Below are 19,767 nucleotides of genomic sequence, written 5' to 3' on the forward strand. Positions count from 1 at the left end.
ACAGCGCACCTCCCGGCCAGGCAGGGCCGCCATTGCCTTGCCCGGCCGCCTCGAACCCCCACCCGTACCCGGAGCATCCCATGAGCACCCACAAGCCCCTGCTCGCCGGCAAGGTCGCCGTCGTCACCGGAGGCGGCCGCGGCATCGGCAAGATGATCACCCGAGGACTCCTCGAAGCAGGCGCCACGGTGTACATCTCCAGCCGCAAGGAAGCCGACCTGAAGTCGGCCGTCGAGGAGCTGAGCGCTCTCGGCGACATTCACGCGGTGTCGGCCGACCTCTCCACGGCCCGCGGTGTGGAGACCCTGACCTCGTGCATCGCTGAGCGCGAGAACCGCGTGCACGCCCTGTTCAACAACGCCGGCGCCAACTGGGGAGCACCCCTGGAGGAGTTCCCCGACAACGCCTGGGACAGGGTGCTCTCCGTCAACGTCAAGGGCGTCTTCGCCCTCACCCAGGCCCTGCTGCCGCTGCTGAAGGCGGCCTCGACACCCGACGACCCCGCCCGCGTCATCAACACCGGCAGCATCGACGGCCTGCGCGCCCCCGCCCCCGGCTTCGACAACTTCTCCTACAGTGCCAGCAAGGCCGCCGTGCACATGCTCACGCAACAGCTTGCGGGAACCCTCGCCCCCGACGTGCTCGTCAACGCCATCGCCCCCGGACTGTTCGAGTCCAAGATGACCGCCGGCATCCTCAGCCTCGGCGCGGACGCCGTCGCCGGGCAGATCCCCCTCAAGCGCATCGGCCGACCCGAAGACATGGCAGGCATCGCCGTCTTCCTCATGAGCCCCGCCAGCAACTACATCACCGGGGCAGTCATTCCCGTCGACGGCGGGATCAACGCCACCCGCTGAACACTCCGGCGCCGCATCGCCCGCGCCGTGCGAAGGAACCGGCGCCGCGGACGCAGCGCCGGTTCCCGTTCCGCTCACCGCGGCGGCACACGCCGTTCCGCCTGCGCCGGTGCACTGCCGGCGGCAGGCACGGTCGGCTTTTCGGGGCCGCCCGCCCCGTTCGACCGGCGCCGCAGACGTTCCAGGGCCAGAGCCGACCGAACGGCGTGGACTCACCACTCCGTCTCGTACGACGTTCAGAGTGAAGGACATCACCCTCCATGAGCACATCCCCAGAACAGTCATCAGCGCAGCCGCCGCCTGGGGCCCATGACCTCAGCCTCGCCCCGACGCCTGATGGCGCGGACCTCGCCGAGCGCCCATGGGTACGGTTCTACCCGCCCGGCGTCGGCGCGGACATTCCCCCCGTGGCGTACACGTCGATCCCGGACATGGTGCGGAGCACGGCGAGACGCTTCGGCCCCGCAACGGCGTTCTCCCACCGGGGGGTTCGGCTGACGTTAACTCAGGTCGACGAGCTCAGTGACCACTTCGCCGCCTACCTGCAGAAGGAACTGGGCCTCGTCGAGGGGGACCGCATCGTGCTGCAGATGCCCAACCTTCTGCAGTATCCGGTCGCGCTGTTCGGGGCGCAGAAGGCCGGGCTGATCGTGGTCAACGCCAACCCTCTCTACACCCCGGTCGAACTTGCCAAGGTGGTCGCCGACGCCCGACCGCGCGCCATCGTGGTCCTGGCGAACTTCGCCGGCAAGGTCGCCGAGATCCTGCCCGGCTCAGGCATCGAGCACGTGATCGTCACCGAGGCCGGTGACCTCTTCGGCAGCTGGAAGCGGGTCCTGGTCAACACCATGGTGGCGAAGGTCCGCAAGCTCGTCCCCCCGTACGAGATCCCCGACGCGGTCGGCCTTCGCACCGCCCTCGCCCGAGGCCGCCGTCATCGCCTCACCGAACCCGATCTCGCGCCGCAGGACATCGCGTTCCTCCAATACACCGGGGGCACCACGGGAGGCACCAAGGCCGCCGTCCTCACGCACCAGAACCTGCTGGCCAACCAGGAACAGTTCCTCGGGCAGCTCCAGGCCCGATTCGGGTCCGGACAGCTGACGGTCATCGCCGCGCTGCCGCTGTACCACGTGTTCGCGCTGACCGTGAACGGTCTGGGGCTGTTCCGGTTCGGGGCCCACAACGTCCTCGTCACCGACCCCACCGACACAGCCGGGCTGGTCAAGACCTTCGCCAGGACACGCCCCGACGCGGTCCTGCTGGTCAACACACTCGCGCGGGCGCTGCTGGACTCCCCCTCCTTCGCCTCCGTCGACTTCTCCAATCTCAAGATCGCCGTCGCCAGCGGCACGGCAGTGCACGCCGCGGTCGCCGACCGCTGGCAGGAGGTCACCGGCCGGCCCATCACCGAGGGCTACGGGCTGACCGAAGCCTCGCCCGTCGTCAGCCTCAACCCCATTCACCTCGAACCCAGACCCGGCAGCATCGGTGTCCCTCTGCCGTCCACCGACGTGCGCATCCTCGACGCCGACGGTCAGCCGGTCCCCCCGGGCCGGCCGGGCGAGCTCGCCGTCAAAGGCCCCCAGGTGATGCCCGGCTACTGGAACAGGCCCCTGGAGACCGCGGAGGTCCTCACGCCGGACGGGTGGCTGCTGACCGGCGACATCGCCGTCATCGACGACGACGGCTTCCTCCGGATCGTCGACCGGAAAAAAGAAATGATCATCGTCTCCGGGTTCAACGTCTACCCGAACGAGATCGAGGACGCGGCGACCAGCCACCCCAAAGTCGCCGAGGCCGGCGCGGTAGGCGTGCCCGACCCCAAGTCGGGTGAGGTTCCCAAACTCGTCGTCGTCGCCCGCGACGCCAGCCTGACCGAGGCGGAACTGCGCGAGCACCTCAAGAGCCGGCTCACCGGATACAAGCGCCCCCGTCACATCGAGTTCCGCGACGCCCTGCCCAAGAGCAACGTCGGCAAGGTCCTGCGCCGCGAACTCAAGGACACCTGAGACACCCGTCACAGCCGGGCGATATCCACCCTTTTGCACCCAACCCCATCAGAAAGCGAACAGCAGCCATGACGGATGCCTTCATCTACGACCATCTGCGCACCCCACGCGGGCGCGGCAAGAAGACCGGAACACTGCACGAGGTCAAGCCGGTCGACCTGGTGGTCGGCCTGCTGGACGCGGTGCGGAAGCGGAACCCGACCATGGACACCGAGCGCATCGACGACGTGGTCCTCGGCGTCGTCGCCCCGATCGGTGACCAGGGCATGGACATCGCCAAGACCGCCGCGATCGTCGCGGGGCTTCCGGAGACGACCGCCGGTGTCCAGCTCAACCGGTTCTGCGCCTCCGGGCTGGAGGCCGTCAACCAGGCCGCCAGCCGGGTGCGCGGCGGATTCGAGCAGCTGATCCTCGCCGGCGGCGTCGAGTCGATGAGCCGGGTGCCGCTCGGCGCCGACGGAGGCCCACTGGCCATGGACCCCGCCACCTCCCTCGCCGCGGGCTTCGTCCCCCAGGGCATCGGCGCCGACCTCATCGCCACCCTGGAGGGTTACTCCCGCACCGACGTGGACGCCTACGCCGCCCAGTCCCACAGCCGGGCCGCCGCCGCGTGGGCCGACGGCCACTTCGACCACGCCGTCGTCCCCGTGCTCGACCGTCTCGGCCAGACCGTCCTGGACCGTGACGAGACGATCCGCCCCGGCACGAGTGTGGAGTCACTCGCGAGCCTGAAGCCTTCGTTCGTCGAGCACGGCCAGGGCGCCGGCTTCGACGATGTCGCCCTGGCGAAGTACCACTGGCTGGAGAAGATCGACCACGTCCACCACGCCGGGAACAGCTCGGGCATCGTCGACGGCGCTTCCCTGATGGTGATCGGATCGGAGAGGGTCGGCACCGCCTTCGGCCTGACGCCCAAGGCCCGCATCGTGTCCGCAGCCGTGTCGGGCGCCGACCCGACGATCATGCTGACCGGACCCGCCCCCGCGGCACGCAAAGCTCTGGCCGTGGCAGGTCTCGACGTCACCGACATCGACCTGTGGGAGATCAATGAAGCCTTCGCCGCCGTGGCCATGCGGTTCGTGAAGGACATGGGCATCAGCCACGAGATCACCAACGTCAACGGCGGCGCCATCGCGATGGGCCACCCGATGGGAGCCACCGGCGCCATGATCCTCGGCACCCTCGTCGACGAACTGATCCGCCGTGGTCAAAAGCGCGGCCTGGCCACACTCTGCGTGGCCGGCGGCATGGGCATCGCCACCATCGTCGAGATCGTCTGAGACCACCGCCACCACAGGAGCCGCACCATGACCAAGCACACGACGCCCACCACCGCGGTCCGCTACGAGAGCGACGCCGACGGCATCGTCACTCTCACTCTGGACGACCCCACCCAGGGCACCAACACCATGAACGACCTCTATGCCGCCTCGATGAAGGCCGCCGTCGACAGGCTGTACGAGGAGGCCGACTCCGTCACCGGCGTGGTCGTCACGTCCGCGAAGGGCACCTTCTTCGCAGGCGGCGACCTCAAGAAGATGATCCACTCGACGAGGGACGACACGGCCACCGTCTTCGCCGAGGTCGAGGCCGTCAAGGCGACCTTGCGCCGCCTGGAGACCTTTCCCAAGCCGGTGGTGGCAGCCATCAACGGTGCCGCGCTGGGCGGAGGTCTGGAGATCGCGCTGGCGGCCAACCACCGTACGGCGGTCGACGGCAGGTACGACATCGGGCTGCCCGAGGTGACGCTCGGGTTGCTCCCCGGAGGCGGCGGCGTCACCCGTACCGTCCGCATGTTCGGCATCGTGACCGCGCTCGCGGACATCCTCGGCCAGGGCACCCGCTTCAAGCCCGCCCAGGCTCAGGAGAAGGGCCTCGTCGACGATCTCGTGGGGTCCGTCACCGAACTCGTCCCCGCCGCGAAGGCATGGATCAAGGCGAACCCCGGCGAGATCGCGCAGCCCTGGGACAAGCCCGGCTACAAGATGCCCGGCGGCTCCCCGTCCAGCCCGCACCTCGCCGCCACACTGCCGGCCCTCCCCCCGCTGCTGCGCAAGCAGATCAAGCAGGCCGACTACAAGGCGCCCAAGGCGATCCTGTCGGCCGCAGTCGAGGGGGCTCAGGTCGACTTCGACACCGCCTCGCGCATCGAATCGCGCTACTTCACCGAACTGGTCACCGGCCAGCAGGCGAAGAACATGATCCAGGCGTTCTTCTTCGACATGGGATCGATCAACTCCGGCGCGCTGCGTCCCGACGGCGTGGAGAAGAACACGGCCGTCAAGGTCGGTGTCCTCGGCGCCGGCATGATGGGTGCGGGCATCGCCTACAGCTGCGCCCGCGCCGGCATGCAGGTCGTGCTCAAGGACGTGACGGTGGAGAACGCCCGAATGGGCAAGGCCTACACCGAGGACCTGAACGACAGGGCCGTCTCCCGCGGAAAGCTCACCCAGAAGCAGGCCGCCGAGCTGCTCGGCCGCATCACCGCCACCGCCGACCCGGCCGACCTGGCCGACTGCGACCTGGTCATCGAAGCCGTCTTCGAAGACGTCGCGCTCAAGCAGCAGGTCTTCGCCGACATCCTGCCGCACATCAAGCCGGACGCGCTGCTGTGCACCAACACCAGCACGCTGCCCATCACCGACCTCGCCAAGGGCATCGACCGGCCGGCCGACTTCATCGGCCTGCACTTCTTCTCCCCCGTCGACAAGATGCCACTGATCGAGATCATCCGCGGCGCGGAGACGTCCGACGCGACCCTGGCCAGGGCCTACGACGTGGCCCTGCAACTCGGGAAGACGCCGATCGTCGTCAACGACAGCCGCGGCTTCTACACCTCACGCGTCATCGGCACCAGGATCGAGGAGGGCCTGGCGCTGCTGCACGAGGGCATGGCTCCCTACTCCCTGGAGCGGGCCGCGACCCGGGCCGGCTACCCCGTCGGCCCCCTCCAACTCGCCGACGAACTCAACTTCGAGCTCATGCACAAGATCGCCAAGACGACCCGCGAGGCGGCCGGCGAAGACACCCCCACCGTCACCGAGTCGGTCGTCGGCCCGATGATCGACAGGGGCCGTTCGGGGAAGCTCAAGGGCGCCGGCTTCTACGACTACACCGCCGGCGGGCGAGGGCAGATCTGGCCGGGCCTGGCCGACCTGATCCCGGTCGCCGGGAAGCAGATCCCGCTCAAGGACGCCCAGGAGCGCCTGCTCGTGCGTGAAGCGCTGGAGACCGCGAAGTGCTTCGAGGAAGGTGTGCTCACCTCGGCAGCCCATGCCAACATCGGCTCGATTCTCGGCCTCGGCTTCCCCCCGGCCGCCGGCGGCGCCGCACAGTTCATGACCGGCTACGAGGCCACCGACGGCTCCATCGGGCTCGCCGCCTTCATCAGGCGCGCCGACGAACTCGCCGACCAGTACGGCGAGCAGCTCCGCCCCACGCAGTACCTCCGTGACATGGCCGCCGTCGGCGAGACCTTCCCTACCTGAGCGGCCGTCACCAGCCTCGGGGGAAGGGCTCCCTGGCCCCCGAGGCTGACCCTGCGCCGACACCCCCCGCCAACGGATCTGTACCGCCAGGGAGGGATGTGCACCCGCAGGAGGGAACGAGCCGGAGAGCACTTCGACCGCCTGCTGCGAGACAACCGCGTCGGCGCGTTCTTCCGCAAGGTCTCGATGCGCGCCTGGGAGAAGATCGTCCAGTGGCCAAGCCGGGGGGCGCCTCCGGCAGCGGGGAGAGAAGACGGGAACCGACGCCCCGGCCGCCGAGGCGCTGCGCGACCTGGCGGGTGCCGCTACCGCCTACAGTTCTGCCGCCGGCGTCGCGGGATGCTGCATGTGCCACGGTGGGCATCCCGGCGATGCGGCAGCTCGGGCTGGCGCTTTCTCGTCCTCTTCCAGGAGCCAAGGACGGGCGCGAGCCCAGCGTCGCCACGGCGGCCGCACGCGGGACGTCGACCACACGGCGTGGGGCGAAGAAGCCGGGCAGTGGCGCGGAGCAGGCGGGTCACTCGCGTCGCGGCAGCACCGAGCAGCAGCAGAGCCGCAAGCCGACGCAGCGCTAGCCCCGGCACGGGCGAGGCCCGGACCGCCGCGGTCGGCGATCCGGGCCTCCTCCGACGGCGCTCGCTCATACTGCGGGGGGCTGGTTAGTCAGCAGCCATAGGTGCCGGGGTGGAGGACTGGCGAGACCGTCGGCGGCGGATGCTGATCTCAGCGGCGTGCGGGGCGGTGACGGTGCAGTCGTCGGCACGGTGCGGATGGCCAGGGTCACGCCGCTGGTGATCTGGCAGCGGCGGCCGATCGCGGCACCGGGGCCGATGCTGATGTTGTTGCCGGTCTGGCTGTCGTCGCCGATCACGGCGCCGAACTGGGTTGTGCCGCCCTGATACAGGCCGGTCGGGGTCCGCATGATGACGACGCTCTGCGACGTCTGACGGGCTTAAGCGGTTTCGAGGCATCACCCCCCGAAACGACAAGACTGCCACCTTTATGAAGCAGCGGTCTCTCCCGCCTCGTTCCTGCTGTGGGCAAGATCCGTTTGAAGACGGACCCTGGCTCGCCCCGGTGCTCGGCAAGGAGGGGGTGCCCTGCGAGGGGGATGGCGGCGACCAGAGCCGTGTCGCGTGCGTCCGCGTTCTCATGGTCGAGGAGGGGCTGGACAGCGGAAAAGATCGCCGGCCCGGTGCTCCGATCGAGCGGTGCCGGCACACTCGTGCCTTCAGGTCCTAGTGACCAGCGAAGACAGCGTTACGCTCCTCCCCGACCGCACCGGAGGACATGGAGAGCGCGCATGGAGTATGGCCTTTGTTGGGGGCCCCGCGTTGGCGTGTTCGCGGCGTGCCTCGGGCTTGTTGCAGCCTGCGGTTCGGGAGGGGGACCCGGCGAGGACGACGCATCCCCCACTCCCCCGTCTCCGAGCCTCACCAGAGCAACGGCGAGTGTGACAGCTTCGCCGTCGGTCGGTGCTCCGCCCTCTCCGAGCCTCACCGGCGCAACGGCAAGTCTGACAGCTTCGCCGTCGGGCGGTGCTCCTTCCTACGGCGGCGAGTCGGTCCCTCCGCCTCCGCCTGTTCCGAAGTACACCGGACCGTCGCGCAAGACGGATCCCGGGATCGCGCCGACGGAGTCTCCCGCTCCTTCCGATTGCCCCGGCGGTGCGGGTTGTCCGCCGTCTCCTGGAAACCGTGAGCCTCAAGAGCCCGCGCCGGACGGTACGTGAGCGAGACTGAGGAGCCTCGCGCCGCGCGGTGGGTCAAGCGAGAAGGCCCAGACCTGGCGTCGCCGTCCGCGCTGGTCAATATCGTGGTTGCCCAGGCGTCGTTCATCGCCGCACTGATGTTCTACGTGGGCGTGATCTATACGAGCGCGTACTACGGCCATTTCCACCTTTCCCCCTTCTCGCTCGGCTTCGGCTTTGCTGAATTTGTCCTGCAGAGCCTGCAACTGCTGACCTTCCCGGTCCTCGTGGGTGCCGTCGTGCTGCTCATCGCGGTTGCCATTAGCAGGCGCCGACCGCGGCAAGCACTGCCCAACGGCTTGGTGCGCGGCACGTCGCTGAGCGTGTCGGCACTCGCCCGCTACTACTTGGTCGTCGTGGCCGCAGGCTTGCTCCTTCTCATCGCGTGGTGGCAATGGCAGCTGCTGCTGCCGTACCGCTGGGCCGGCCCGCTTCTCATCGCCATCGGCCTGCTGCTCGGTGAAGTCCGGCCGGCTGACGTTGATCGCCCGAGGGGCCTGCTGGACACGGCTGTGCCGATTTTCGCCGCCATAGTGTTCCTGCTCTGGACCGTCACCCTGGCCGCGGGCCAGCTCGGAGAGCAGAACGCCAGGAACGCGGCCCTCGATGTGGTCAAGCGCACCGGCCTGGTGGTCTACAGTGCCCAGCGACTTGGCCTCAGCGCACGATCACCGGAGCTCCGCTTCGAGGACCTTGGTGAAAACGTCCACCTTCGCTACCGCTACACGGGCCTTCGGCTCATCACAGCACGAGAGGGGCGCTACTACGCCGTGCCTCCCGGATGGAGGGCGAAGACCGATCATGTTTACGTCATCCGGGAAGCCGACGGCGTGCGTATCGAACTCAGGCCCGGTGTGCAGTAGTCGCGGATCCGTCGAGGCATACAGGCAGGCCTGAGCATGGACTGAACGGACAGTCCCCGACCAACGGACAGTCCCCGACCAGCGTGACGGGAGGACGGCCAGGGGTGCACCCGCCGCCGCACCTGCCAGCACCACCGACGTCTCGTTACGGCCGACCAACAACCTCAGCAGATTGGTCGGCAGCCACTGCGGTGATGTCCCGGCATCCCGGCGGCGCGGCATCGAGCGGAAGGGCGCGCCTGCGCGCGATCCGCGCCACTCACTGAGCCGGCCGGAGCCACGGCGCCGCCGTCCAGCGGTGCCCGCGGTGCGCTCCTCCAGGATGCGCACACCTGAGGCTGTACACCGCGCTCGATACCCGCGCTTCGCTCCGGTCGAGCTGGCGGGTCGGGAGCCTTACGCCTCCGTTCGCCGCAGCAATACGAGAAGAGGGTTTTGCAGACGACGCCAGGCTCTTGGTACGCCAGGCTCTTGTCCGAGTGTGAGGTGCCTGACGTCCGGCGAGAGGCGGCGTGCCCCCGAGGGTGGGGCACGCCGGTGGCTCAGCCGTGCTCGGCAGTGCTCAGCGCTGCCCGGTGGTGTTTCAGTAGTGCAGCTCGGCCCAGGTGTTCGCGCCGACGATGCCGTCCACGGTCAGGCCGCGGTCGCGCTGGAAGTTGCGGACCTGGTTCTCGGTGCGGCTGCCGAAGCTGCCGTCGACGCCGCCGACGTTGTAGCCCCAGTAGTTGAGCAGGCATTGGGCGTGGCGGACCGCCGGCCCCTCGGAGCCGCGGCGGATGGTCGACTGGGAGTGGGGCGAGCAGCCGTGCTCGGCCGGCGGCACGACCTGTGCCGCGGGGCCTGTGGCCGTCGGCGCCGCGGTCGCGGTGGTGTCGAACCGCCGAACAGCAACGCTCCCGCCATGGCGACGGGGGCAAGTGTGCGCATCATCTTTGTCATGTCCACCTCCTGGATGCGCGCCAAACCCTGTGGGGGGTGGCGTGGGAACTGACATGCACGAGCCTGGTGGGAGCGCGACCACTCCTCAACACGCTGAACCCGAGATGACCAATGCACGGTCTGCAATGACCGATCGGGCTGTCTTGCATATGAAGTGTTATTGCATCTACAGGGCAATAAAGTGCCCGAGCGGCACGGACCTCTGACCGCCGCCCCGCCTGCTGGGCCCCGGCGGGCCTGCCACAGGGGCGGCGAAGCGGGCCGCGTCCAGGAGAGCCTGGCCGGCCAGGAGGTCGGCCACTGCTCCGGGGGCGCAGCCTGTCGGGGTGAGGTCGGGGGCCGCCGCCAGGACAGATCCGCACCCAGGCCCCGGAAGCCTGAGCGGTGGCGTTGGGAACAGCAGCGGATGCTCCTGCAGCAGTGCCTCGTACTGCGGGTGGAGGCGCCTGGCTCTTGCCCCCCGCAGGCTGGGCGCCGAGCAGCACCAGCACCGGGGGGCTCTGCGGGGTGTGGCCGGAGAAGACGAACTCACGGACCCGCTCCTAGAAGTGGTCGCGCAGCGCATCGTTCTCCCCCTCGGTCCTACGCATCCACCAGTGGACAGCCCTGGCTCGGTTGGGCGGCGGCAGCCTCTGCCTAATGGCGGTGCTGCCGGCCCTCGCCCTCCGCACCGCCTCCCACACCCTCCGGCACAAGGCATTGACGTAGCGCTGGGGAGGCAGCCGCAGGTCATTCTTCGGCGCGCTGGGTGACGAGGGCCTCGGTGCGGTCGCCCAGGAACTCGTACCAGCGGCGTTCCAGGCAGACATATCGGGTGTCGGCCTCGACGAGTCCCAGGAACGTCTCCAGGGTTTCGGACAGTCGTTCCTGCAGCCCGGTGTCGGTGAGGCCGCCGGTCTCGGTGAAGCTCCGGTGGGCGGCCGCAAGGCTGAACATGTCCGGGTAGACGCGGGTGCCGAGGTGTTCCAGCGGCACCCGCAGGGCCCACAGCCCTCGGTTGCCTCCGACCAGGGACGGCGAGGCGGACAGGAGCAGAGCGTGCCGGTCCTTGAAAGGCTGCGGGCGCAGCCGGGAGACCCAGTCCAGCGCGTTCTTCAGCGCGCCGGGGATTGAGGCGTTGTACTCGGGGGCGGCAATGAGGAATGCCTGGGCCTGGGCGATGCGTCGGCCCAGATCGGCCGCGGGAGCCGGCACGCCGCCGGAGTCCTCGATGTCGCCGTCGTAGGGCGGCATCGGGAAGTCGCGCAGAGAGGCACGATCCACGACGGCACCGGTAGCCGTGATGAGACGTTCGGCGAGCAGGGCAAGTCTGGTGTTCAGGGAGCCCGCGCGCAGGGAGGCGCTGAGCACAAGAATCCGCAGTGGCTCGGGTCTGTCCAGAGGCGACACAGCGGTCATTGAACGACACCACCCTTTCGGGGTCTCGGCGTTCCGTTTCAGCTGCATCCTGGCATGAAGTTCCGCTTCCGCCCGATATTGCGGAGCAGTCGATGAGGGTGCGCGCCGATGATGCAGTGCAATCGCGTTGACTCCAGCCGACCACGTCGTGCACGTTCACGGCGCCCGCCGACGATGTCGTGCACGCCCGCCCGCCCCACTGAGGCCCACCCCATGCCCGTGACGGTGGACTCCCCTTCCAACCTGGGCTTCCCTTTATTGGGCGGCTGGTCGGCGATCAGTGCCCGGGAGCGGAGGGGCAGCTGGCGGTGGTTGTCTGAGGGGCCGGGCGTGGTGGTTGTGGCTGGGGGTTGGCTGTTGTGGGGGTGTGGGGTGTTGTGGCCCGGGAGGGCCCAAGGCTGGCCGCGGCGTCGCTGTCCTTCCCGCCCCGTGTCCCGCCTGATGACGTCCCTCCCCCGCCGTCACGCGTTCCCGGCGACCGAGGGCAAGAGCGGCGATCCGAGGTGGTCGGCCTTCGCCGGCCGCTCGTTGTTCCGCAGCGCGGCCGATGAGTTTGTGGGTCCCGGCCGGTCCAAGCTTGTGACACCTAGGAAAGGACACCGCCATGTCGGAGCTTCTCGTCGACTTCATCACTTCCCTCGACGGCTACGCATCGGGAGAGGGATGGCCCGGGTTCTGGGGCCTTGAAGGCCCGGAGTATCTCGCGTGGCTCGGCGAGCAGCCCGAGGCCACCTACCTGATGGGAGCGAACACCTACCGCCTGATGTCGGGCTTTGCCGCGGGCGAGGTCCCTGATGGCCAGGACGAGTTCAGGCCCGAGGAGGAGGCGTCCGTCGACGCGCTCACGCAAGCGTCCAAGGTGGTGTTCTCCTCCTCACTGGAGGAGCCACTGACGTGGGCCAACTCCACGCTCGTCCGTGACGACGCCGTGGAGGCGGTCCGTGCCATGAAATCGAGTGGCTCGGGGCTCCTCAGCACGATCGGCAGCCTCAGCCTGTGCCGGTCCCTGCTATGTGCCGGGCTCGTCGACCGCTTCCGGGTCGTGATGTTCCCGGTGATCACAGGGGCCACAGGCGAAGAGCGCATCTACGACGGCTATCCGGACGTTGCCCTCGAGATGATCGAGCACCGCACCTTCGACGGCCGCATCCAGCTGGTCGAGTACAAGCCCCGCGTGCTCGAGCACCCGCCGCTGGGCGTCCCTGCGTGACATCGCCCCGCCCGCCGGTCCGGACGCCCGCCAGGCCGGCGCCGGCGGGCGCGGAGCAAGACCTAAGAGGGGGTGAACAGCCGCAGTCAGGACGCCCGGTCCAGGGCTGGGCCGCTTCTTTCGGATCATGAAGGTGAGCTGTTGGTCGATAAGCTCGAGGTCCGAGGGGTCCGAGGAATAGATGACGAGGTGTGATGACGCTGGTCATCGAGCTGCGGCGTATGTCCCTTCAGGGGTCAGCTCACGCGACCGTTACGGGCGCACTGTCCAGGAGGAGCTTGCTGTTTCAAAGGCTGCGGCCGGTGTCCGTTCGGATCGCACGGATCGCCTCCGTCTTCCAGTCACCTGACTCCGCCAGCAGGCCTCGAAATCTTGGCTCTTCCACACACGGCGTCAAGCTGTTAGCGAGTGAACCATCCTCTAGCTGGCACCGCCGAGCCGGCAAGGTGGAGTGCGGCCTGGTAAGCGATGCACCTTGTCCGTTCGCATGACCAGGCCACGCCACTGCTTGAACCGGTTGAGGCACGGCTCCAGCGCGTTGCGTTGTTTGTGCATATCGGCGTCGGCAGCATGCGCCCGCCCGCCCGCACGTCCTCGCCGAAGACGGTGGCCGATCTGGTAGGAGGGCTGCGGAATGACAGCACGGATCCCTAGCCGTTGTCCGTGCTACGTCGGGCGGCCGCCACGAAGCAGTATCCCCTCCAGCGCCCCCCCGCGTTCGCCCGTTCCCTCGTCGTGCCCGGACCTCCCATGGCGCCATGGCCGTCGACCTCTTCACAGGCATCCCCGTCGACGACCACGCGGCGGGCCCTGGCCTGGTACGAACGGCTGCTCGGCTCGCCGCCGGCATTCGTCCCGAACGACACGGAAACCGTGTGGGAGCTGGCGGAGCATCGGTATGTGCACGTCGAGCACAGGCCCGGGCACGCCGGCCACACGATGCACACGGTCTTCGTCGACGACCTCGACACCCGCGTCGCCGGGATCGCCGAGCGGGGCCTGCGACCCTCTCACCGCGAGACCTACTCGAACGGCGTGCGCAAGGTCGTGCACCAGGATCCCGACGGGAACGAGGCCGGAATCGGCAGCGCCCCGGTCCGACCGCACGCCGGGTACGCGCTCGTTGTCCGGAAACCCGTCGCCCTGGGTGGCACAGCGGTCCCGGTGACACGCAACCGACAGCGCCTCGCACCGCTGACGGCCACTACGTCATTATCAACGAGCGACACTGGCGCGCTGCCGACCCGTTGATCCCCGAGGACGTCGCCGCCCGCCTGCGTACCCACCTCATGGCGGCCCGCCGGGCAGTGGGCGCCGCGAGACGCGCCCGCGACGAGCAGGCGAAGGCCGCCGCCCGGTCCCGGATGCACACGGCGAAGGTGGCGCTGGGCGAACCAACACCTTCACTTCCACCATCGACACCACCACCGGATCGCTCAACTTCGAGATCGGCGGCAACTCCGCCAAGACCGCCATCACCCTCGACAACGTCTCCCTCACCACAACCGGCTAAACAGACCAGCGCAACGCGTACGTAGCTCGCTGTCGTACGTTGATCTGCAAGCCGGCGGCGAGCCGAGCCCTCCCCCGTACGGCCGTAACCGGCAGTGTGGGAGGGCTCGCTGCGCCCTGGACACGGCGCTCCAAGCGGTCCGGGTGCGGTGTTCCCCTCCCTGCCGGAAGCCACCGAAGAAGAGGTCGTGGCCTACCACGAACAGCATGGGGAGCAACTGTCTAAGGGTTGTAACCCGGTCCTCCGGCGGCAGGCTGCAGGGCCAGCCCTTACGGACCGGGTCCGCACCCTCGCGTCGCGGCACGGTGACCATCTTGTCGAACTGCCGCGGCTCCGCCCGGTGAACGGGGCTATCCAGGAAGGCTCCGACGCGTGATCACACCAGCCACCGCAAGATCGTCTCATCTGCCGGGGAGGCAGTTGGCGAGCCAGTCTGCTTGTTCTGCGCGATTGACGCCGGCATCGCCGTCCACCACGTAGGCCAGCGCCTCCGCGAAGGTCGACCCCAGGGGCCAGAGGAAATTCGGGCCGACGGCGACGACGCGCCCGCTGGCCGCGATATACGACCTGAACTGGACCGCCCACATACCCAGAGGGCTGTAGTTCTCCGCGTATCGGCGCCTCAGCTTGGACGCCTCCGCGGCGGTGTCGGCGCAGGCGTCCACGGGGTCTATGTGCAGTGACGAGGCAGGAACGCGAGCGGGGCAGCTTCTGATCGTCAGCTCGCCGAACTCGGCCCAGACCCTGACCGCCATCTCGTTGAGCTCGAACCCAGCGGCTGCCAGTTGCTGTGTCCAGTCTCCAGTGGCGATCTCGCGACCTGCTGTCCACCCAGCAGCACCAAGCGCGTCCAGTACCGATGGACCACAGCCCTTCAAGGACTCACTGACGTGTTCTATGCGCCCCCTCCATCTCTTCGGTCATGTCTGTTGCCCGAAGTCTGCCGCACATCCGGACCAGCGGACAGGGCTACTGGTCACGGAAGGTACGGGGATCGTTTATGGGACAGGCTTTAGCATCGTCCTTCATGATCGCAGTGGTCGTCACTATCGGGCTGGCGTTCGTCAGCTATGTCGTCACCTACCTCAACGGGTTGCGCCTGTCGCAGCGCCATGAACACCTCGCTCGCGTAAATCGCCAGCTCAGCGACTTCTATGGCCCCCTGTTCGCCCTCACTGAAGCCAACAGTCGTATCTTCGGTGCGTTCGTGGAGCGCAACGCTCGCCCTGACGGCAGGTCACCCTTCGTTCATGAGACGCCGCCCACCGAAGAAGAGCTCGCCGAGTGGCGCCTGTGGGTCATGACCGTCTTCCTCCCGAACATCCAGGCCATGCGCGACCTGGTCATCAAGCACGCCGACCTCTTGAGGGAACCAGAGATGCCGTCACTCCTGCTTCGACTGTGCGCACATGTATCGGGCTACGAGATCACGGCCGCCCGGTGGGCACAGGGCAGCTACGACCAGCACCTCTCAGTCGTATCGTTCCCCAGCGAGGAGATTGCCGCGTACGCGCGTAAGGGGTTCACCCAGCTGAAGAGGGAACAGGCACGCCTGCTGGGCCAACGGCACGACAGCTGACCAAATGCAACGACGTCTAAGCAGCATTAAGACGCGTCCGCGGTCAATAAACCGTGACGCATCGTGATTGTAAGGCGAACCCTGCGGTCGGTGGGCACGTCTCGTAGGCGGCTGCGCGGCCGCCGCGGAGTGGCCAGGGAGCTGGGGTGAGGAGCGCGCCGTAGGCCGCAGGCCACCCTGGAGCGGGTGGCCTGGCGCCGTACCCCGCCGCCCCCGGCCTTAGGGCTGGCAGGCGCACACGATGCGGAGTCGCCTATCGGAGGATCATGACTTCGAGACGGCAGCACATAGGGGTTCGGGGTTGCCATGTTCGCAGGTGTTCGGTGATGCGGGTGGCGGTGCCAGGGTGTGCACGAGTGCGGCGGCGCGAGCGTACGGGCCGCCGCATACGGGTTGTTCGAGGAGTTCTGCTTCGGTGGTGGGCCACGGCGGCGAGCGGAACTCCGAGGGCGTCGGGTGCCGGATCGTGTTTGCCGGCGCGTTCGGCGGCTTCCAGGATCCAGGACAGGTCGACGTGCAGGGACATGCTCACGCAGCGGCGCCCCGGTCTCGGGGCGTCGGGGCATGCTGGGTGTCGAGGTCGGCTTCGATGTCGGCGAGGAAGTCGCCGTGGTTGTCGAGGAGGTCATGCCGAAAGGTCCGGAAATGGGCGTTGCGGGCCTCGCGCGTCCCGCCCGAGAATGCTTTGGTAGCCACGGAGGCGGCGGCAGGACCGAGACCGCACAAGGTGTCCCGACTCCGGGATCGGGGGTCTGTGGTGCTGCGTATTCATTTCACCGCTGAGGATCTCGCCCGCACTCGGGTGGCTACCACCATCGGGGCCGCTGCGGAGACGTACTACAGTCTGGAGATGCTGTGCCGGCGCTCCCTCCCGCTGCCCTTCCAGCGGTGGCGGGAAACCGTGGTCGATCGGCTGGGCGAGGAAGCCCGGCCATTGGTCACGCTGCTGCCGGCCCGCGGCCCGGGCCTAGACCTGCTGGCACTGGCCGGCGACTCACCCGACATCGACCACGCCGTGGACGTTCTCCTGCGGGCACCGCGCACCCAGGTACGCCGCGAGCTGGAACCCGTCACCGTCGACCCTGCTCACCTCTCCTGGGCACGCACCGTCGCCGACGGGGGCGCCGATGCTCGGCGGTTGCTGGCGGCCGGCCTTCTGTCCTGTCACCGGGTGGCCGTCGCACCGTACTGGGCGGCTTCCCGGTCACGGCTGGACGCTGTACGCGCGCAGTACGCCCGCACGTTCCTGGAAGGGGGAGTCGACGCCCTGCTGGCCTCCCTGAGCCCTGCGCTGGTGCGCTGGCACCCGCCCGTGCTGGAAGTACGCTACCCCCGCCCCGTCGAGGTCAACCTGGGCGGCAGAGGGCTGATCCTGGTACCGACCCTGTTCGCCTGGCGCCAGTCCAGCCTGCTGCACGACCCGTACGACGACACGTCGGTGCCGCGGCTGACCGTACCCGCGGTGACCGATCCGGCCACCGGTGTTGCGCTATGGCGCCCCCAAAGCTCCGTGGCCGACGATGCCCTGGGCGCCCTGCTCGGACGTACCCGGGCCGCAGCGCTGCGCGCGGCCGCCGACGGCTGCAGCACCACTGAACTGGCCGCGCGACTCGGTGTCTCCCTGCCGGCCGTCAGCCAGCACACCAGAGCGTTGCGCGAAGCACGCCTGATCACCACCAACCGGCGCGGCGGTTCCGTACTGCACATGGCCACCGCACTGGGCCGGGAACTGCTGGACGGGAACCGGTAGCGCTGCGCGGCCCGGCCGCAGCCCCTTAAGCCATTGCTTAAGGGCATGGCCACCCCGCGCGGCAGCCCGGAGTATTCATGGCATTCCGGTGTGTCCGGGGATGCCCGGCGCCGGACTACTGGAGTACACCGTCTTCGACAAGGGGAGTATGCGCATGACCTCTTCACCGATGTCACCCAAGTCGCCGGGTACGAAAACCCGTTCCCGCCGCCGGCTGGAACGCGCGGCGATCCTGCTGGGCGCCGCAGGGGTGGCCCTCACCACGACGCAGGCACCCGCCTGGGCGAGCCCCGCGCAGTGCGCCGACAACCGGCTGTGCGCGTGGTCCGACGACAACTACCTCGGCATCTTCACCGCGTACACGGCTTCAGCGCCGGCACTCGGCGGCGACAACGACAGGTTCAACTCGCTGTGGAACCGCAATAGCGTGTCCTGGTACGTATACGTGGACGCCTACAACCGGGGAGCAAAGTACTGCGTGCGTCCGGGATACTCGGTGTCGAAGCTCAATGACTGGTTCGACCTGGACGACAAGATTTCCGCTGTGCAGAAGCTGGGCTCTTCTTCCTGCGGTACTGCCACGCCGATCGGTTCGTACAAGGGCTCCTAGGGGGAGCGGCTGCCGGGCGCGGGGGCCCCCCCGCCAGCCCACGGAGCCGGTCCCGAGTCCGCGCGCGTCCACCACGTGCGGACTAGGGCCGCCCCCCGGGGCATCAGGGCCAGGCAACGCAACGGCCGCTGCCGTAACAGGGCAGGTCTCACACATGCTCGGCCAGATCAACGACCCGCGCCCCGTCCTTCCTGCCCACTCGACGCCGCCTCCGTAGTGCGGCGTGCTGTTCGGCGGTGAGTCTCGGTGTCGCCGTTGATCGTGATCTGTTCGCTGTGGCCGCGCGGCACGGCCGGTGGACGTCTTCATGCTCCACCCATTGTGCGAGGGCGGTCAGACCGCGCTGGAACGCCTGCTGCGCTTTGCTGGGGCCCTTCGCCGTGCGCTTGGCCGCAAGGCCGGAAGAGGGCTTCTCGAGCGGTGTGACGCCCAGCGTGGAAAGCCGTTCCTGCTGCTCGGGCAGGAGCCGCGCCCAGATGGCTGGCTGCTCTGCTGTGGGAGCCGGCGTCCAATGTCGTCGACGTCCATGAGTACGCCGGGCGCGATCTCGGGCAGGTGGCAGCCGGCCTCGAGGTCGGCGAGGACGCGGTAGTGGCGTTGCCAGTCCAGTGGCCAGGGGCAGTTCCAGTCCGGGTCGACCGCGGCCGGCTGTGCCGCCCGCTGCGCGCCGCCCGCTGTTCTTGCCCATGCCGTTCTTCGCGCCCATTCGCCGAGTTGGCCGTGTGCTGCCCGATCGGCACAGGCCCGCTGCTGGCCGGATCGTCTTAGAGGACGTCCTGGCGGGGTGCGAGGTGTCCGGTGGCCCGTCGGTACGACCGCAGTACCGCCGGCTTCTGCTCCCAGGCTGCGTCGCCGGGTTCCCACACCATCCCGGCTTCGTCGCGCAGACCGTCACCGTTCCGGGGACCTAGGGACTGTGGGGAAAGTCGTGGTTGTCGAGGCGCTGGGTCGCTTGCGAGTAGGCAGTGCGACTTCGAGGATGGAGCACATGCCTGAAGCCCCTGACGTCGCGACTGCCTGGAACTGGCTCTTGGAGCGCAAGCCCGGCACTCGGGGAGCCACTCAAGACTCCCTGCTTGTCGTCGTTGAGGCCGCGCATGCCGAGCCGCGCTTGCGCAGCCTCTACCCCTTCCCCACGCATGGGACGCTGCACTTCCTGCACAGCGCCCCGCCGTGGACTGACCTGAATCACGACGACCTGCCCTTCATCCTGTACGGCGGACCGCCGTTCAAGGTCTACTCCTCGGGCTACGCCGGCCTTCTCGGCGAGGCCGAGACGCCCGCGGAAGCCGCCGCTCTCGTGGTGAGCCACTTGCACGCGGGGTAGGTCCTGTTGCGAAAGTGGATCTTGGTCATGGTGATCAGGACCTATGGGGCGTGGTGATCTGAGTCCCGACATCAACATGGAGGACGAACCTGACGAGTTCCCATTCGCGGGCACCCACGAGGGAGGAACCGAAGGCGAACTGTGCGCGGACGTCGTCCCTGTCCTCAAGAACGGAAAGTGGGAGATGACTCAGGCCCGCGTAGACAAGCCTCTCACTGGCCTGGAGCCCTGCGCGAGCGAACATGTCGGCGGAGGCCGGCAGGGCGGCCGGCGGCAAGCTCGGTAAGTTTTGAAGGACTACCGGATCGTGGACGCCGAGAAGTTCGCCGTGGAGTTCACCTCCTGACCAGCCCCATGGCACTGGGGGGGGGGGGGGGCAGGGCCCCCGGGTGGGAGAAAAAAAAAGAAAGGGAAAAAAACAAAAAAAAAAAACAACCACCCCGTGTTTGGGGTTGGGGGGGGGGGGGGCGG

Annotated in this window: 16 protein-coding genes and 3 pseudogenes; 11 read left to right on the forward strand and 8 right to left on the reverse strand. The window is 68.4% G+C overall.

Features of this window, described 5'->3' with window-relative positions; genetic code table 11:
- The first annotated feature begins 80 nt into the window (after positions 1-80).
- The 4 genes from ACZ6C1_RS03540 (at position 81) to ACZ6C1_RS03555 (ending at position 6,357) form a co-directional block, all read left to right on the forward strand.
- Positions 81-857, forward strand: coding sequence for an SDR family oxidoreductase (locus ACZ6C1_RS03540; protein WP_469237251.1), 777 nt, complete (start codon positions 81-83; stop codon positions 855-857).
- Between the two features lie 407 nt (positions 858-1,264).
- The gene (locus ACZ6C1_RS03545) at positions 1,265-2,869 is read left to right on the forward strand and encodes an AMP-binding protein (RefSeq protein ID WP_469237253.1); all 1,605 of its coding nucleotides are present in this window, start codon (positions 1,265-1,267) and stop codon (positions 2,867-2,869) included.
- Positions 2,870-2,937: 68 nt separating this feature from the next.
- Complete coding sequence (locus ACZ6C1_RS03550) at positions 2,938-4,149, forward strand: acetyl-CoA C-acetyltransferase (RefSeq protein WP_469237255.1); 1,212 nt, start codon at positions 2,938-2,940, stop codon at positions 4,147-4,149.
- 27 nt (positions 4,150-4,176) lie between these two features.
- Positions 4,177-6,357 (forward strand): 3-hydroxyacyl-CoA dehydrogenase NAD-binding domain-containing protein, encoded by a 2,181-nt coding sequence (locus tag ACZ6C1_RS03555; RefSeq protein WP_469237257.1) that lies wholly within the window; start codon positions 4,177-4,179, stop codon positions 6,355-6,357.
- A gap of 640 nt (positions 6,358-6,997) precedes the next feature.
- Here ACZ6C1_RS03555 and ACZ6C1_RS03560 read toward each other — a convergent pair.
- Positions 6,998-7,279: a hypothetical protein gene (locus ACZ6C1_RS03560; RefSeq protein ID WP_469237259.1), complete on the reverse strand. Its 282-nt coding sequence runs from the start codon at positions 7,277-7,279 to the stop codon at positions 6,998-7,000.
- A gap of 806 nt (positions 7,280-8,085) precedes the next feature.
- On the opposite strand from ACZ6C1_RS03560, the gene ACZ6C1_RS03565 reads away from it, so the two are divergent.
- Positions 8,086-8,970, forward strand: coding sequence for a hypothetical protein (locus ACZ6C1_RS03565; protein WP_469237260.1), 885 nt, complete (start codon positions 8,086-8,088; stop codon positions 8,968-8,970).
- Between the two features lie 583 nt (positions 8,971-9,553).
- Here the strand turns inward: ACZ6C1_RS03565 and ACZ6C1_RS03570 are convergent.
- Together ACZ6C1_RS03570 and ACZ6C1_RS03575 are read right to left on the reverse strand one after the other, a co-directional pair.
- Positions 9,554-9,793 carry a peptidoglycan-binding domain-containing protein gene (locus ACZ6C1_RS03570; protein WP_469237262.1) on the reverse strand — a complete coding sequence of 80 codons (240 nt, stop codon included), beginning with the start codon at positions 9,791-9,793 and terminating at the stop codon, positions 9,554-9,556.
- An 845-nt stretch (positions 9,794-10,638) separates the two neighbouring features.
- A complete protein-coding gene (locus ACZ6C1_RS03575; RefSeq protein WP_469237264.1) occupies positions 10,639-11,307 on the reverse strand; it encodes an NADPH-dependent FMN reductase in 669 nt (222 codons plus the stop codon).
- A gap of 604 nt (positions 11,308-11,911) precedes the next feature.
- On the opposite strand from ACZ6C1_RS03575, the gene ACZ6C1_RS03580 reads away from it, so the two are divergent.
- Entirely contained in the window at positions 11,912-12,517 is a 606-nt protein-coding gene (locus ACZ6C1_RS03580) for a dihydrofolate reductase family protein (protein WP_469237266.1), read from the forward strand.
- Positions 12,518-12,918: 401 nt separating this feature from the next.
- Here the strand turns inward: ACZ6C1_RS03580 and ACZ6C1_RS03585 are convergent.
- A pseudogene (locus ACZ6C1_RS03585) lies at positions 12,919-13,183 on the reverse strand (IS5/IS1182 family transposase); the annotation flags it as partial.
- 84 nt (positions 13,184-13,267) lie between these two features.
- Here ACZ6C1_RS03585 and ACZ6C1_RS03590 point away from each other — a divergent pair.
- Entirely contained in the window at positions 13,268-13,768 is a 501-nt protein-coding gene (locus ACZ6C1_RS03590; RefSeq protein WP_469237268.1) for a VOC family protein, read from the forward strand.
- Positions 13,769-14,226: 458 nt separating this feature from the next.
- Here the strand turns inward: ACZ6C1_RS03590 and ACZ6C1_RS03595 are convergent.
- Both ACZ6C1_RS03595 and ACZ6C1_RS03600 read right to left on the reverse strand, forming a co-directional pair.
- Positions 14,227-14,435 (reverse strand): annotated as a pseudogene (locus ACZ6C1_RS03595) (hypothetical protein); the annotation flags it as partial.
- On the reverse strand, positions 14,432-14,908 hold the full coding sequence (locus ACZ6C1_RS03600) for an SUKH-3 domain-containing protein (protein ID WP_469237272.1): 477 nt from the start codon (positions 14,906-14,908) through the stop codon (positions 14,432-14,434). The pseudogene ACZ6C1_RS03595 and the gene ACZ6C1_RS03600, both read right to left, overlap by 4 nt.
- Before the next feature lie 149 nt (positions 14,909-15,057).
- Between ACZ6C1_RS03600 and ACZ6C1_RS03605 the strand changes: the two genes are divergently transcribed.
- Positions 15,058-15,609, forward strand: a complete 552-nt coding sequence (locus ACZ6C1_RS03605; protein ID WP_469237275.1) for a hypothetical protein — start codon at positions 15,058-15,060, stop codon at positions 15,607-15,609.
- Positions 15,610-15,951: 342 nt separating this feature from the next.
- On the opposite strand, the pseudogene ACZ6C1_RS03610 reads toward ACZ6C1_RS03605, so the two are convergent.
- Together ACZ6C1_RS03610 and ACZ6C1_RS03615 are read right to left on the reverse strand one after the other, a co-directional pair.
- A pseudogene (locus tag ACZ6C1_RS03610) lies at positions 15,952-16,135 on the reverse strand (fic family toxin-antitoxin system, toxin component); the annotation flags it as partial.
- A 2-nt stretch (positions 16,136-16,137) separates the two neighbouring features.
- On the reverse strand, positions 16,138-16,305 hold the full coding sequence (locus ACZ6C1_RS03615; protein ID WP_469237276.1) for a hypothetical protein: 168 nt from the start codon (positions 16,303-16,305) through the stop codon (positions 16,138-16,140).
- A gap of 106 nt (positions 16,306-16,411) precedes the next feature.
- Here ACZ6C1_RS03615 and ACZ6C1_RS03620 point away from each other — a divergent pair, with 106 nt between their 5' ends.
- From ACZ6C1_RS03620 to ACZ6C1_RS03630, 3 genes are all read left to right on the forward strand, one after another.
- The gene (locus ACZ6C1_RS03620) at positions 16,412-17,359 is read left to right on the forward strand and encodes an ArsR/SmtB family transcription factor (protein ID WP_469237278.1); all 948 of its coding nucleotides are present in this window, start codon (positions 16,412-16,414) and stop codon (positions 17,357-17,359) included.
- 154 nt (positions 17,360-17,513) lie between these two features.
- Positions 17,514-17,969, forward strand: coding sequence for a peptidase inhibitor family I36 protein (locus tag ACZ6C1_RS03625; protein ID WP_469237280.1), 456 nt, complete (start codon positions 17,514-17,516; stop codon positions 17,967-17,969).
- A gap of 988 nt (positions 17,970-18,957) precedes the next feature.
- Entirely contained in the window at positions 18,958-19,296 is a 339-nt protein-coding gene (locus ACZ6C1_RS03630) for a DUF6193 family natural product biosynthesis protein (protein WP_469237282.1), read from the forward strand.
- Positions 19,297-19,767: the final 471 nt, after the last annotated feature.

Source organism: Streptomyces sp. NPDC041796, assembly GCF_055590785.1.